The organism is Soehngenia saccharolytica DSM 12858, from assembly GCF_059568515.1.
Window position 1 is genome coordinate 1 of sequence record NZ_JCANTN010000039.1, and the last position, 14840, is coordinate 14840.

Consider the following 14840-nt stretch of genomic DNA (forward strand, 5'->3'; position numbering starts at 1 on the left):
ATCTTTTTAGGACAGCAGGTTATTCTTAATATGCAAGAAAATCCTGCATCTTAATTTTTATCTGTTCTTAGATTTTAGAGCCTGAGGTAAACTAGCCACCCGCTAGGGCTTGCCCTTGATGGCGTGTAAAAACAATGCTACAATGCTGCGAACGAGACGGTGAAACTTTTCTGTTCTTGAGTTTTTTCGCCGTCGGTGTTAACTTAACAGCATTGTTTTGTAATGCAGTCAAGGGTGGCGACAACTACCATAAAAGTATAATTTTGCGATTTTCTAGGTTCTTATGAGCCTATTTTTTTTATCCTGTTTTTTCATAGGCTACTTTACACTATCTAATCATACTGTTTAAATACGCCAATCCTTTTCTAGTTAATACAGTGCCTTTCTTGCCTCTATTTTTAGTGATGTACCCGTATTCTTCTAAGTAATTAAGTTTTGTTCGTATTTTATTTTCTGTTACACTTAACCCAATTTCGTTTAAAGCTTTTGTTATTTTCTCTCTGCTCGCATTTAGATTGTTGTCTTCTAATCTTTTAATAATATTTAATATGCTTAACAGTTCTCCATTGAGTATTTTAAATTCATTTTCTGATTCATAATCAATTTCTTCTATCTCTTCCTCGAAAAATTTCTTATCTGGCAAATCCTCAAGTGTCAATGTATCGCTAGTCCTTACAGCTAGCATATACTTAATTGTTGATTCGAGTTCTCTTACATTTCCTAACCATTTATAATTTTCAAATTCATCAATTACTTCTTCAGAAATTTTGATTTTTTTTGATGTCTCTTTTGACATAAAATATTCAACTAAATCTTTTATATCTGATACTCTTTCTCTAAGAGGCGGCAAATTTATATAGCCAATTTTTAATCTGTAATAAAGATCAGATCTAAATTGTTTTTCTTTTACCATTTTTCTCAAATTTTTGTTTGTAGCTGCAATTACTCTAACATCAACTGACTTTATCGTCGTTCCTCCAACTGGCATTATTTCTTTCTCTTGCAATACTCTCAATAACTTTGTCTGTACTTTTAGTGAAATGTCTCCTATCTCATCTAAAAAAATTGTTCCTCCATCTGCTAATTCAAATAGGCCAATTTTACCACCTTTTTTTGCCCCAGTGAAAGCGCCTTCTTCGTAGCCAAATAGCTCGGATTCTATCAGTTCATCCGGAAGCGCGCTAAAATTCACCGCTAAAAATGGCCCATCTTTTCTATTTGATGTATTGTGGATTGCTGATGCAAACAGTTCTTTCCCTGTGCCGCTTTCTCCTTCTATCAGCACTGTTAATTCTGATTTTGAAAGTTTCAATGCGGTCAATTTAACTTCATTTATTTGAGGGCTTTTCCCAATTATGTCGTCAAAATCGTATTTCGCAAAATGCCCTTTTAAAAGCAAATCTTGGCTGAATTTGCTTTTAATATTTTCTTTCTTTTCTTTAGTAGTTGTAATGACAATATTGTCGCTGTTTGGTATCTTAAACTTAGAAGTCTTTATCATCAGCCCTGCTATTTCTATGTCTTTATTTTCATAAAAATCGGCACTCATAAAGTACTTTAAAACTTCTTTATCTACTAAGTTTTTTAAATTTCTATTTTCGATATTTCTTTTGTCAGGAGAAAGTAATTTCGTCATCTGTTCATTGGCGTATTTGATGTACCCATTTTCATCAATCACCAGTATTCCATTTACAAGACTATTTACAATGTTATTTAAATAGGTGTTTAAGGTGTTGATGTTGTTATTTACTAAAGAAATATTCTTTGATACATTTATGATCTTTTGCATATATCTCTTTGTGAAAAATCTCGTGTCTTTATTGTCGAAATTTAGTTTATCCATAATATTGTAAAGCGTATTGATGTCCATAATCCTAGGGCCTAAATCTATTACTTTTTCTACGCAGTCAGGCACTTTGTCAGATTCTCCTGGTGTTATGGCAATTTTTAATTTTTTATATCTTTCAATGCCTGGATAATATGGATAGTATTTTATATGGTTTAGCCCTAATTCCATAAGATCGTCAATTGAACTTTGCGCAGTTTCTTTTTCATCGTTAACCAGTAAAACTTCAGTTTTTGGAGGAATATTCGCAACCAGTTCAATATAATCAAAATTTATGCTTCTTTCACTTATTATATAATCGTTGCAATTTAAATTTATTCCTCTTTCTTTTAGTTCATTCACCAGATTTTCACTTGAATATATTATCAAATCCGCAGTTATTTCATCTGGGATATTTTCTTCACTCGCATAGCTTTTTATGCTTATATATTCAGGAATAAACTCTATAAGCTGGCTATAAAGATGATTCTTTGTGTTCGTAGATCCTGCAATTAAGACAATACTCTTTTGCATAATATCACCCGTTCATTCATAATTGTTTAATGCTTTAGCTTATGCTATAATTTATAATTATATCATTGGAGATGAAATTATGCGATTTAAGTTTCTTAAACAGCTGATACTCAAATTAGTTATATCAATAGCTTTAGTATATGTCTTAGATAATGTATTATTCTCTCAAATAAGCAGGTTTAATATTTTGATTGCTTTTTTGGGAAGCATTTTCCTACTTATAGGCTGGATTAATTACTTGTCTAAAGATGGTCTAAATATATCTAAATTGTTCCCAAATTCGTCCTTTATAAAATCAATATTTAAAAAGCCTAAAAACAAGGGTGTTTTAAATATGTACGAAGACGATGTAGTCGATTCCAATTCAGAGAAAAATACAGGTGAATCTATATTTAGTAATATCACTGTGGGGGTTATTCTAATAATTATTTCAAGTTTTATCTAATAATTATAGCGATAACTTTAGTCGCTCCCCATCTCTTGCTATGCTAACATTCATCTTTTCAAAAGAGAATTGCCCATCCGTTTTACAGTTATTTGCTTGACTTAAATCAAGCATAAAAACTGCTCCAGATCCCAATACCTCAAGTGTTCCATTATTTTTGTCATATATAAGGGCAGTGTCTTCTGATACTCCAAAACCAAGAAAAGTCTTATTCGACGGTTCCAAAACTGCTCTAGCAAGCCTTAGAATTCTAGCCCTCTTATCAAAATGTTGGTCTACTACTCCCAATTCAAAAAATCCTAAACCTTTTACAATTCTCATATAGTCGTCATTTTCTTCATCGTAATCATCATAGCCATATTTTATTCTGCCTTTTAATACATCAGCATTGTCGCCTGAACCTATCATTATTTCGCTCATGATTGCAGCTCCAGCGCTAGTGCCACCAATTACGCCTCCTGACTCGTAAATCTCTTTCATTTTCAAAAGAGCTTTTGTATCATCTCCATTTTTTCTAATAAAAGCTTTATGAGTATAGTATTGGTCACCACCTGTAAACCAGAATCCGTTTATGTCAATAAAAGCATCTACAATCTCGTCATCATCCCCAAGAGGTGGATCTCGCCAAAGGCCGCCTTCGTCGCCATAAATAGGAACTGTTATTATATCAGCCTCGTCTACTCCCAATTCTATCCAAATAGATTTCACATGCTCTATAGTTTCAATTGGTTCATTTCCGGATGCAGTTGGAACTATAGCTATTTTTTTACCTGATACATAAGAATTTTCTACAAAGTATTTATGGATTTTATATTCGCTTTCTTCTAAGTTTCCTCCTGCAATGACTAGTTTACCTTTCATTAATTTGTCTCCTTATCATAATGATTTCTATCCAATTCTTTTTGATAGTCTTCTATCTCTTTATCATTTGCCCAAATGAAATGACCCTTTTTAATTTCAACCCATTTAGGTTTGTCGACAGAATAATCGTGTATCTTAGGATCGTAAATCAATATTTTTTTGTTTTTTTCTAGGTCTGGATCTGGTATTGGGACAGCAGACAAAAGTGATTTTGTGTATGGATGAAGTGGGTTTTCAAACAATTCATCACTATCAGCCAATTCTACAATATGCCCTTTGTGTATAACTGCAATTCTATCAGATATAAACTTTACCACACTCAGATCATGAGCAATAAACAAATACGTCAAGTCTTTTTCCTCTTTTAATTTGTTGAGTAAATTAATTATCTGAGCCCTTATTGATACATCTAGAGCTGAAATAGGCTCATCTGCTATTATAAATTCTGGTTCCATGACCAATGCTCTTGCTATGCCTATTCTCTGCCTCTGCCCACCTGAAAATTCATGTGGAAATCTAGTTAAAAAGTCTTTTAATAGCCCTACTTCTTCCATAGCTTTTTCGACTTTTCTTTTTCTATCTTCTTCATCTTTATACAGTTTAAAGTTATACAGCCCTTCAGAGACAATGTAGTCTACTTTTGCTCTTTCATTAAGCGAAGCCATTGGGTCTTGAAAAATCATTTGCACGCTTTGTCTAAATGCCTTCATCTCATCTTTTTTCAATTTTTTGCTGATTAATTTATCTTTACAATATATTTCTCCTTCCGAAATAGGATGAATTTTCATGATGGCTCTGCCAATAGTTGTTTTTCCAGATCCGCTTTCTCCAACTAATGAAAAAGTTTCACCTTTGTATATGTCAAAACTAACATCTTCAACTGCTTTAAATTGTTTGCCATCAAGTTTAAATTTTACCGAAACATTTCTCAATGAAACTAAAACTTCTTTTTTCTCATTCTTTTTGTTGTCTTCTTTTTTCTGTTTCCCATTATGTTCTAATTTTTCAATAACTAGATTGTCATTGGCTTTTTCGTGCAATAACCATGTCTTTGCATAATGGGTTTCAGATACTTTAAAAAATGGCGGTTCATACATAGTGTCTATCTTAAGAGCATGTGGATTTCTAAGCGCAAACGCATCTCCTTTTATTTCTCTATACAAGTTTGGGGGAGTGCCTTTTATGTAAAATAGGTCTTCTCCTTTTAATCCTAGTTGAGGCAATGATAGTAAAAGCGCTTTTGTATATGGGTGTTTTGGATCTTTGAATATTTCGTTGCTAAGTCCATATTCAACTATTTGACCTGCATACATAACAGCTACTCTATCCGCAACATTTGCTACTACGCCCAAGTCATGCGTTATATATATAACCGTCATGTTAAGTTCTTTTTGTAGATCTTTTATGAGCTTTAAGATCTGTGCTTGTATAGTGACATCTAATGCTGTGGTTGGCTCATCGCAAATAAGTATCTCTGGTCTGCATGCTATTGCTGTTGCTATGACAACCCTTTGCCTCATACCACCAGAAAATTCATGAGGGTATTGCTTATATCTTTTTTCTGCGTCATCAATGCCAACCATTTTTAATATTTCAATAGCTTCTTTTTTTGCTTCATCTTTGGGAGTGTTTCTATGCCAAGTTATTACTTCTCTTATCTGCTCTCCAATAGTCTTTAATGGGTTTAGCGAGGTCATTGGATCTTGAAAGACCATTGCAATTTTCTTGCCTCTGATGGACAGCCACTCTTTTTCTGTTTTGAACTTAGCTAAATCTTTTCCATCATATATTAGTTCTCCTTCATCTATCCAGCCATTTTTGTCTAACATCCCAACAAAAGATTTTGTAAACACACTCTTTCCAGATCCGCTTTCACCAACTATTGCTAGTGTTTCTCCTTTATATAAATCTAGCGAGGAATTTCTCACAGCGGTTAAAATTTTCCCTCGAAGATTAAACTTAATAACTATATTTTTGGCTTCTAATATTTTATTATCCATACTTCCTCCTACACATGATTCTTAGGATCAGATGCATCAGCAAATTTATTCCCAACAATATAAAATGAAATTGTTATGATGCATAAGACTAATGTTGGATAGAGCATTTGATAAGGGTAGAGCATAAAATTAGCTCTTCCTTGATTTACCATATTGCCTAAAGTAACTGTATCAAGAGATAATCCGAGCCCAACAAATCCCAAGAAAACTTCTGAACCTATAGAATAAGGCACTGTCAATGCAGCCTCCATAATTATTAAACTTACTAAATGTGGGATAATATTTTTAGTTACAATCCTTTTTAATGGTGTCCCCAAGCACTGTGAAGCAATATTATATTCACTCTCTCTAAGAGAAAGCACTTTATTTCTCATAAATTTAGCCTCTACAATCCATCCACTCGATGCTAATGCGATTACTATAGTCGTAAAACTTGGTTCGAGTATATAAGACAATAATATTAGATAAACCGTCGAAGGTATATTCGTTATAATGTTGTAAAGTTCAATCATAAATGGGTCGATCTTTCTTACATACCCCCATATAGCTCCGACAATGCTACCAACTCCTACTTCTATCAGCGCAATTACTAGTGCTAATAGTAAAGAGTTTCTAGTCCCATACCATGTTCTTGCCCATATATCTCTTCCTAGGCCATCTGTTCCAAACCAATTTTCGCTGTTTGCATTCATATTCCATTTGTCCATATCTAAAGTTACCTGCTGAGGATCGACATTAGAAAAAACAGGATACAGAAAACTAAATACACTTAGTACAACAATTACTGCTACTAAGAATATACTAAGTTTGCTCTTGAAAAAAGTCCTAAATGTAGATCTCCAATATGAGTAATTAGAATAACCACTTTCTTCCGATAAATACTCATCCAATGGTATTTCATTGAATAAGTCATCAGTTAGTTCCACTCCGTTATAGTACATCTTATCCATCTCTTAATCCTCACTCTCTGTTAGCCTTATTCTAGGGTCTATAAACACAATCAATAAATCACCTAAAAATACACCCAAGACTGAAAGAACTGAATAAATCAAAACAAGTACTTGGACTAAGTTATTGTCCATCTGCTTTATTGAGTCTATCAACAGTCCTCCCATTCCAGGTATTGAGTATAAATTTTCTATGATTAGAGACCCAGAAATAATCAATAGCAAATCAGAAGGTATTCCAATAGCGATTGGAACAAACGCATTTCTAAGGACATGGTTTTTCATTACATAACTTTCTGACAAGCCTTTAGCTTGGGCAAACTTTATATAGTCTCTATTAGCTTCGTCCACCATAAATCTTCTTAACCATATTGCATACCACGCAATGCTTGACAATGACATAGAAATTGCAGGTAGTATCCACGATTCTGGTCTGTTCTTGTAAAAAAGCATCGGCAATCCTAATATTTTAGACACCCAGACTTGGAACAAGAACAAGTATATAAGGCTTGGCACAGCTCTTACAATTACTGAATAGAATGTCCCTAGATTGTCAATTAGCTTCCCTTTATAGCGGGCCATCAGTATACCCATTGGTATACCAAGGCCCATGCTAATGACTATACTTGCAAATCCAAACGCAGCAGAATATCCTATCTTTTCCTTTAGGATTGTTGTTATGCTCAATTTAGGGTAAACAGTTATGCTTCTGCCTAAATCTCCGTGAAATATATTTACTATGAAATTTTTAAACTGCGTCAGTGGTGGGTCCAATACTCCTATGCTCTTTAAATATGCATGCCTCATTTCTTCAGTCATAGTCAAATAATCGTCTCTCGTAAAATAACCAGAAGTAGGCATTAATCTCAGAAGCATGAATACAACAAATATGACTATCCATATTGTAATTAATGATTGAACCGATCTTTTGAAGATGTATTTTTTCATACCTAATTCCCTTCTTGGAATAATTTCTTAATCTCTTCTTCGTGCTGCGCTTTTAGTTGTTCATATTGTTCTTTTGTCACTGGCTCAGACTGGATTTTTGAACCTTTCACTTTGTATTTAGTCAATCCAAATTGTCCCTTTGGAGTTTGGAAAGGTACTTCTTTACTCATGTAGTAAGAACCTCCACCAGTCATATAAGGTATGATTATAACATTGTCCAACATGTATTTTTCAGCTTCTGAAAACAAAGTATATCTCTCTATTAAATCACTCTTTGAAGATGCTTCTTCAACCAGCTTGTCAAATTCTTCGACAGTGTACCCACCCTCATTTAAGCTTCCATCAGTTGTCAATCTCTCTAGATTAGCCGAAGGATCAGCAAATTTAAAGCTGTATGAGTCATCCACTAAATCAAAATTCATTGGGCTGAAGACTTCGTCTTGGAAACTAGTTGCAGCATATCCAACTATTACATTCACATTTTCTTCTCCTAAATTTTGTTTTAACATTTCTGCAATTAACAATGCTTTCTTGGTCTCTACTGGATCTGTTGTGGTAGCTAGAACTATGTCAACAGGCAATTTGCCATCTACATCAAATTTTGCAATTCTGTCCATATCAACAGACCCTGCATTTACTCCATTTATATTCCCATCCTCACTGCATAGTTCCGCAATAGCTTTTTCCATATATTCTTTTGCTAATTCCGGATCATAAGGATTGTTCTCTTTGAAAGGCTTCAAGTTTGGATAATCTGTATAGTCTAGTCCATTAGGGTCAAATACAGTATCTTCTGGTGTTATTGTATTTCTTATGAAAAACTCAGGTTGATTAGATTCATAAAGTGAAGATATTTTAACTCTATCTATGCCGTGCAGCAATGCTTTTCTAAAATTAAGATTATTGACAAATGTCTTATATTCTGGGTTTTTAGACTGGTAATTCATGGTAAACCAGAAAGTAACTGTGTTCTTTTCTTTTAAGTTTACATACTTTTCCCATTCAGTGCCCTTTAAAGCTTTCAACTGTTCTGCAGATACAGAGCAACTTGTGAGCTCTCCCCTTTGAAACATTTCCAGTCCAGTTATCTCATCCCCAACTTTTTGTAGGTTTATTTCTTTAACGGTTATATTGTCCTTATCCCAATAATTATCATTTTTAGTCAATACAATTAATTTATCTCTTTCCCAAGTAGATATGTAGTAGCCGCCATTATAAAGCAGAGTGTCTTTTGATGTAGCAAAGTCTTCGCCTACTTTATCAAGGAATTCTTTCTCTACTGGATAAAAAAGTTCCATGACTAAATATGATAGAAAGTACGGAGTGGATGTATTCAGAGTATATTCCACAGTATATTCATCCAATGCTTTTACTCCAACTGTTTCTTCAAATGAATTTTCTACTTGTTCTCTAGTCATCCCGATGTCAACGCCTTCATCAATATCAGCTAAATTGTAATAATAATCTGAAATACCTGCTATTACATTAGATATAATTTTGAAATTCTTTGCAGCATTCATCGGATCAGCTATATACCTAATTCCTTCAACAAAGTCATCTGCTGTAACTTTGTACTCTGTCTTTTGGCCATTGCTATCCACCCAATATACATCAGGTCTTAACTTAAATGTCCACACTGTATAGTCTTCATTGTTGGTCCAGCTTTCGGCTAATGATGGTACAACCGTGCCGTATTTATCGTTTTCCACAAGCCCATCGATAGTATTAGCAATTATTGTATAGCCTGTCACAGAAGATAAATCATAAGGATTTATTGTCTTATACTCACCTGAAAAAGTGCCATAGAATACATCCTCATAATCTCCCGAATTACTTTTTGAACATCCTGTTACAGTAAGCAAAAGCATAGTAAGTATGAGCAGCCATGAAACAGATTTTTTCATAAAGTCCCCTCCTAATCAATTTGCTGTTTAATATTGCAAAAATTGTGCCAACTTTAATGTGTGATGTTAACTAAGCTTAAAAATATAAAAAAGCTATTTGGTGGTTTATTGGTTGATTTCCAATAAAATATTCACCAAATAGCATGAATTCTTAATTATTGTACAAACTCTGCATCGTTTTAAAGGTTTCAACAGTTCTTTTTTCTTCCCCTAAATTGATGATTATATATTGATCATTTACTCTCATGTAAATAAATGGAGGTTTTTTAGAATCTAAATACAATTTGACTTTACCATATTCCTTTGTCTTGAAATAACCTTTGTTCTTTCCAGCAATGCTTGAGCCATTTGTTCTCATCTCTATTGTAGGCAAGTTATCTCTCAACTCCAGTTCTTGTATTTCTTCCCATTTATACAAATCTCCATACATGCCTTTAATCTCGACTCCTGTTTCATTTATCTCTATGTCAACAGGCTGTAAAGATCTAAACATCATAACTCCGACAAATATAAGTATTGGTATGGTTATGATCAAACTTATCAAAGCATTTTTATCCTTGGATTTAAAAATATTTTCTCGTTTATTATGATCGTATCTTTGTGCTTTTATTAAGAGCAAGATAGTTGATATTATAAAAACTGAAATAAAAATGGCATTAAGTTGTGATATGATCTTCGTGTTAAAATATGAAATAATACTCATTAATATAAATAAACTACCAATAAAATACATATAAATGCCCATTAATTTCCCTAATCCTTGAGTGTCTACATTCTTTTTCTTGTCTTTTGGCATCATATTGTATCCCGAAATCAAAAAGTACCATTTTAGTTTATGTACGGCAAAGCCTAAAAAAATAAATATTAAACCAATAACTGTTAATATCCACATATACATCACCTCTTCAGGTTTACTTACTATCATTATAGGCCTATTAGCAATTATTTTCAATTTAAAAAAGAATAGGCTAGCCTATTCTTCAAATAAATCTTTTGCTCTCTTTTTGAGTTCAGCTTGTTTTCTAAATATTTGACGAAAAATCACATCTCTTGTTGCTTCTTGAATTCCTATAAATTTAAAATCTGCATATATCTTGTTTTCAATTTTAATCGTTCTGATTATTTCTCCCTGTACTAAAGTATTCTCTTCGTCAAATTTTATTATAATAGCATTTACAAAATCAAAATCTATATTTTCATTGTCTTCTTCCTCTAAATAAAAGCTCAATGAGTCGCCACCAATCTTATTAATTGTCACAGTAGAACCAATGCTTTTACCTATAATAAGATTACCCTCAATTTCCCAAGACATGCTAAAGAAATTAGCTGATGGTTTTGGTGAGATATCAGATATATATATATTATTTCCATTCCAGTTAATGATCTTGGCATCATACTCATATACCATTCCCTTGCTTTGAGTATAGAAAACAGCCTCTGAAGCTTTTTCGATATTGCCACCATTCTCCTTTAAATCATTAATATTTACCTTGAATTCATATCCAATGTTTTTCTTGATTAAAATCCCCTGTAGGTTTTTAATCCCATTAAGCTGAGGAACAACTAATGTTCCCAAAAGTAATGGCTCTTCTAAAATTGTATTCTCCATTCTCTTGTTGTTTACTAATATGTTTATCATAAGTCTCGATAATTTAGGATCAAATTGTTTTCCAGCGTTTAATCTCACTTGGTTTATTACATTATCAATAGAACTTTCATCTCTATATGCTCTTTTAGATAGCATAGCATCTACAGCATCAGCTAAAAATATTATTCTGCTTTCAAGCAAAATATTATTTCCCTTAACTCCATTAGGGTATCCCAATCCATCAAATCTCTCATGATGTTGTAATACCACATTCTCAATTCCTGATATAGGATTATTTATATGAAGCATATCCTTTAGAATGCTGTATCCGTATTCACAATGTTTTTCTATTTCTTTCCTTTCTTCATCAGTTAAGGGTTCCTTTTTATTTAAAATTCTACTGTCTATAAATAATTTCCCGACATCATGTAACAACGCTGCCATATACAGCTTTTCAAGCCTTTCTTGTGGAAAACCTAGAGTCTGTCCCAATAGGTTTGATAAGTACGCAACGTTATAAGGATGAGATTTCATCAAAGGGTCTTTTTCATTTATTATCTCAAAGATAAGGTGGATGAAATTTTTAAAATATTCTTCTTCTAATGAACTTACATAGTGTATTGCGTATTTATCAGATATTCTTTCAACCAACAAAGAAAGTTTATCTTCTTGCAGCTTATTAACAAATATGTCCAGATCGCCATCTCCACCAGTAAAATGAAGAGTTCCTATTAACTTTTTGTTGTTATCCTTATTCATAAACAATGGGATGTATATCTCAGCCTCGGATACGTTTTCATCTTTTCCGATAAATAATACTTTTCTTTCTTTAAATAATTTCTTAATATGGTCATCTTCGATATTGTTGTCAAAATAATATATGTTATTCTTATTTAGATGAAACATGTCACTTTTATCGCCAATATTTTGAGTAATCCTAAAGCCAAAATCATTTTCATCATTAAAAACTATTATTTCCCAATCTTTAAATTCTAATATATCTTTTAAATCATTACATGCACGAATTAATTCTTTTCGATTATCTTTATTTAAAGCCTGTAAATCAATACTTTTAAGCATATACTCAACTCCCATGATTTATTAGATACACTTACAGTTATCTATTATATCGGTGGAAATTTCTAGAATTTAATAGTTTTAATCTTTTCTATACTCTAGTATATCACCCGGTTGACAATCCAAAACTTTGCAAATTGCATCTAATGTTTGAAATCTAATTGCTTTTGCTTTTCCATTTTTTAAAATTGAAATATTTGCCATAGTAATTCCAACCTTTTCAGATAGCTCGGTTACGCTCATTTTTCTCTTTGCTAGCATTACATCTAAATTTACTATAATTGCCATATTCACACCTCAAATTGTTAAATCATTTTCATTCTTAAGCTTTATTGCTTCTGCTAGTAACTTCTCTAATACTGCAGCAAATACTGATATTACTATACTTGCAAACATTATAATAAGTGGAAAGGCTAAAAGTCCTGGAGCATCATCCATTTCAGCTATCGGATATAAAAAAGGCAGAGCAATTGCATACAAAATAGAAATTCCAATGGCACAGTATTTTATTTTCGTCAGTGCGCTTAATGTGATATTGCCAAAAACATCTTTTTTGTCTATTTTATCTAATATTTTAAAGGCATTATAAAGAGCATATAGATACATAATTGCCGTTAAATACAATATTGCTATAACTATATTTGGCAAATATCCAATCATCAAAGGTACCCAAAATATGCAAAGAGCGACGACAGGCAACGCTATTAAAAATAAAGTAATTTTTAAGAAAAGCACATATTTATCTTTCATATCACACCTCTTTCTTATTAATTGTACATCAGTCTATATCGTATTTCAATATAATTTTATCGTAAAACTAAAGGACTAGTTTCCTAGTCCTTTAGTTTTATTTCCATGATTATGTCTTTTCCAGCTTTTACATTATCTTTATTCATAATCTTTAATTCTTTAACTTTGTCCATATTAGTTATCAAAACAGGTGTATGTGTTGATTTTCCCTTGGTTTGAATGATTTCTATGTTCATCTCCAAAAGCTTATCGCCTACGTTTACTCTATCTCCTGCTTTTACAAATGCTTTAAACCCTTCTCCTTTTAGCTCTACTGTATCTATACCTAAGTGAATCAAAATTTCCAATCCTTCATCTGTTTCAATGCCTATCGCATGTTTTGTTGGAAATACTTGAATAATTTTGCCTTTCGCTGGTGATAATACAATGTTTTCGTTAGGTTCTATAGCAACTCCGTCTCCGACCATCTTCTCTGAAAACACTGGATCCGCCAACTTTGTTAAGTCAATTATCTTGCCACTCATTGGAGCGTATATAGCTAAAGAGTTTTGCTTGTTAAAAATATTAAACATCTTCTGACCTTCCTTTTTGATAAAATCTTATTTGTTTTTTAATTTTCCTAATTCCTCCCACACAAATTGAACTTGAAGTCCAATAACTATCTGCAAAGTATAAGGACCTGTTACTTTTACTCCAGCGACATCTGCTTTCTTTATCTTTTCGATATCTACTTTATTCATGTCCTTTACTTCTATCCTCAATCGTGTAGTGCAATTTTCTATATTTACTACATTTTCATCTTCGCCCAAAGCAGTATATATTATTCTAGCCATTTTTGCAAATTTTTCATTATCACTTGAAGATTTCTCTTTGGAATCAAGTTTGTCATGATAATCACTGTAATTGTCTGTAAATTTCTCTGCCATTTCGGCATCATCAGTTGATGACTTTTCTTCTCTTCCTGGAGTTTGAATATTAAATCTCACTATTAAAAATCTAAAAATGAGGTAATATAGCAACCCAAAAATAAGTCCTTGGGCTAATAGCATATATGGCTGATTTGCCAGAGTAAGTCTTGAGCTCAATACAAAGTCAATTAGCCCTGCGCTAAACCCAAATCCTGCAGTCCAATGGAAAAACGCACTAATGGCTAATGAAATGCCTGTCAAAATTGCATGCACTACATATAGCGCTGGTGCAACAAACATAAATGAGAACTCTAAAGGTTCTGTAACTCCAGTCAAGAAAGATGCAAAGCCCGCTGCCATCACAAGTGATTTTATTTCCTTTTTTCTTCTATGCCAGAGCTTACTCGTTCCATGGCAAAGCTGATATGGTCAGTTAGAGCTATATGAATGTGATTATTTAATTTGCCAAATTCCATCTCTGATATATTGATTATTTTTTCGCAAATCAGGATTAATCTGTCATCTATATCATTGATTAAATTTAGGTATTCCTTCTTAGTGCTTTCATCAAAATTGAGGAATGACTTTTCAATCTCTTTGTCACTCAGAGTTATCAATTCATTTGCTTTTTTAGCAAAGCCTATGCCTTTACCGACGAGTACAATTTCTTGCATTTTCTCGACATCGATTGCAAGGATAACATTGTTATTTAATATTTTATTAATTTTATATTTCTTTTCCCCCACAATCCATCTCTCCTCGTATAATATGTTTAGAATCACTTTTTACTAAGTGTTCTAAGCATGTTTTTATATTTAAAATACAATTTTTAATTGAGATATCCTAATGCTATAATAAAACCAAGAATAGTTAGCGAAGGATAATTCTATCTCTCCTTGCAAAACCTAATGGTTATTGCCTCTAAAGCATGCTTCTTGACTTAGCTATCATAACCTTCCAACTCAGATGCTGCATCTCCTTGACTAGACCAACAGCAAGGTAATTTTCAAAGATGAATGCTAATAGTGCGAGGTTGAAGTTAGTAGCTAAGAT

The 14840-nt window shown here is 32.7% G+C and carries 14 protein-coding genes; 1 reads left to right on the forward strand and 13 read right to left on the reverse strand.

Going from position 1 to position 14840, the window contains the following annotated elements; all coding sequences use genetic code 11:
• Positions 1–328 precede the first annotated feature (328 nt).
• The gene (locus BO51_RS09035; RefSeq protein ID WP_496485994.1) at positions 329–2359 is read right to left on the reverse strand and encodes a sigma-54 interaction domain-containing protein; all 2031 of its coding nucleotides are present in this window, start codon (positions 2357–2359) and stop codon (positions 329–331) included.
• Between the two features lie 79 nt (positions 2360–2438).
• On the opposite strand from BO51_RS09035, the gene BO51_RS09040 reads away from it, so the two are divergent.
• A complete protein-coding gene (locus BO51_RS09040; protein ID WP_496485996.1) occupies positions 2439–2804 on the forward strand; it encodes a hypothetical protein in 366 nt (121 codons plus the stop codon).
• Between the two features lie 3 nt (positions 2805–2807).
• Here the strand turns inward: BO51_RS09040 and BO51_RS09045 are convergent, their stop codons facing one another.
• The 12 genes from BO51_RS09045 to BO51_RS09100 form a co-directional block, all read right to left on the reverse strand.
• Positions 2808–3665 carry a cyanophycinase gene (locus tag BO51_RS09045; RefSeq protein ID WP_496485998.1) on the reverse strand — a complete coding sequence of 286 codons (858 nt, stop codon included), beginning with the start codon at positions 3663–3665 and terminating at the stop codon, positions 2808–2810.
• Positions 3665–5665 carry a dipeptide ABC transporter ATP-binding protein gene (locus BO51_RS09050; protein ID WP_496486000.1) on the reverse strand — a complete coding sequence of 667 codons (2001 nt, stop codon included), beginning with the start codon at positions 5663–5665 and terminating at the stop codon, positions 3665–3667. The genes BO51_RS09045 and BO51_RS09050 overlap by 1 nt, the downstream gene beginning before the upstream one ends.
• Before the next feature lie 8 nt (positions 5666–5673).
• Positions 5674–6615: an ABC transporter permease gene (locus tag BO51_RS09055; protein ID WP_496486002.1), complete on the reverse strand. Its 942-nt coding sequence runs from the start codon at positions 6613–6615 to the stop codon at positions 5674–5676.
• Between the two features lie 3 nt (positions 6616–6618).
• Positions 6619–7560, reverse strand: coding sequence for an ABC transporter permease (locus BO51_RS09060; RefSeq protein ID WP_496486004.1), 942 nt, complete (start codon positions 7558–7560; stop codon positions 6619–6621).
• 2 nt (positions 7561–7562) lie between these two features.
• Positions 7563–9464: a peptide ABC transporter substrate-binding protein gene (locus tag BO51_RS09065; RefSeq protein ID WP_496486006.1), complete on the reverse strand. Its 1902-nt coding sequence runs from the start codon at positions 9462–9464 to the stop codon at positions 7563–7565.
• 151 nt (positions 9465–9615) lie between these two features.
• Entirely contained in the window at positions 9616–10356 is a 741-nt protein-coding gene (locus tag BO51_RS09070; protein WP_496486007.1) for a DUF3784 domain-containing protein, read from the reverse strand.
• An 81-nt stretch (positions 10357–10437) separates the two neighbouring features.
• A complete protein-coding gene (locus BO51_RS09075; protein WP_496486008.1) occupies positions 10438–12132 on the reverse strand; it encodes an HD-GYP domain-containing protein in 1695 nt (564 codons plus the stop codon).
• Positions 12133–12210: 78 nt separating this feature from the next.
• Positions 12211–12417, reverse strand: coding sequence for a helix-turn-helix domain-containing protein (locus tag BO51_RS09080; protein ID WP_496486010.1), 207 nt, complete (start codon positions 12415–12417; stop codon positions 12211–12213).
• Between the two features lie 9 nt (positions 12418–12426).
• Positions 12427–12879 carry a DUF2975 domain-containing protein gene (locus BO51_RS09085; RefSeq protein ID WP_496486012.1) on the reverse strand — a complete coding sequence of 151 codons (453 nt, stop codon included), beginning with the start codon at positions 12877–12879 and terminating at the stop codon, positions 12427–12429.
• A gap of 83 nt (positions 12880–12962) precedes the next feature.
• Positions 12963–13451: a PTS sugar transporter subunit IIA gene (locus BO51_RS09090; protein WP_496486014.1), complete on the reverse strand. Its 489-nt coding sequence runs from the start codon at positions 13449–13451 to the stop codon at positions 12963–12965.
• Positions 13452–13478: 27 nt separating this feature from the next.
• Positions 13479–14147 (reverse strand): glucose PTS transporter subunit EIIB, encoded by a 669-nt coding sequence (locus BO51_RS09095; RefSeq protein ID WP_496486016.1) that lies wholly within the window; start codon positions 14145–14147, stop codon positions 13479–13481.
• 11 nt (positions 14148–14158) lie between these two features.
• A complete protein-coding gene (locus BO51_RS09100) occupies positions 14159–14533 on the reverse strand; it encodes a CAT RNA binding domain-containing protein (protein ID WP_496486018.1) in 375 nt (124 codons plus the stop codon).
• Positions 14534–14840 lie beyond the last annotated feature (307 nt).

Excerpts from the sequence above, each read along its gene's own strand:
- BO51_RS09045 (WP_496485998.1), bottom strand. The coding sequence starts at position 3,665 with ATGAAAGGTAAACTAGTCATTGCAGGAGGAAACTTAGAAGAAAGCGAA.
- BO51_RS09095 (WP_496486016.1), bottom strand. The coding sequence starts at position 14,147 with ATGGCAGCGGGCTTTGCATCTTTCTTGACTGGAGTTACAGAACCTTTA.
- BO51_RS09050 (WP_496486000.1), bottom strand. The coding sequence starts at position 5,665 with ATGGATAATAAAATATTAGAAGCCAAAAATATAGTTATTAAGTTTAAT.
- BO51_RS09060 (WP_496486004.1), bottom strand. The coding sequence starts at position 7,560 with ATGAAAAAATACATCTTCAAAAGATCGGTTCAATCATTAATTACAATA.
- BO51_RS09085 (WP_496486012.1), bottom strand. The coding sequence starts at position 12,879 with ATGAAAGATAAATATGTGCTTTTCTTAAAAATTACTTTATTTTTAATA.
- BO51_RS09080 (WP_496486010.1), bottom strand. The coding sequence starts at position 12,417 with ATGGCAATTATAGTAAATTTAGATGTAATGCTAGCAAAGAGAAAAATG.
- BO51_RS09070 (WP_496486007.1), bottom strand. The coding sequence starts at position 10,356 with ATGTGGATATTAACAGTTATTGGTTTAATATTTATTTTTTTAGGCTTT.
- BO51_RS09040 (WP_496485996.1), top strand. The coding sequence starts at position 2,439 with ATGCGATTTAAGTTTCTTAAACAGCTGATACTCAAATTAGTTATATCA.
- BO51_RS09065 (WP_496486006.1), bottom strand. The coding sequence starts at position 9,464 with ATGAAAAAATCTGTTTCATGGCTGCTCATACTTACTATGCTTTTGCTT.
- BO51_RS09090 (WP_496486014.1), bottom strand. The coding sequence starts at position 13,451 with ATGTTTAATATTTTTAACAAGCAAAACTCTTTAGCTATATACGCTCCA.
- BO51_RS09035 (WP_496485994.1), bottom strand. The coding sequence starts at position 2,359 with ATGCAAAAGAGTATTGTCTTAATTGCAGGATCTACGAACACAAAGAAT.
- BO51_RS09055 (WP_496486002.1), bottom strand. The coding sequence starts at position 6,615 with ATGGATAAGATGTACTATAACGGAGTGGAACTAACTGATGACTTATTC.
- BO51_RS09075 (WP_496486008.1), bottom strand. The coding sequence starts at position 12,132 with ATGCTTAAAAGTATTGATTTACAGGCTTTAAATAAAGATAATCGAAAA.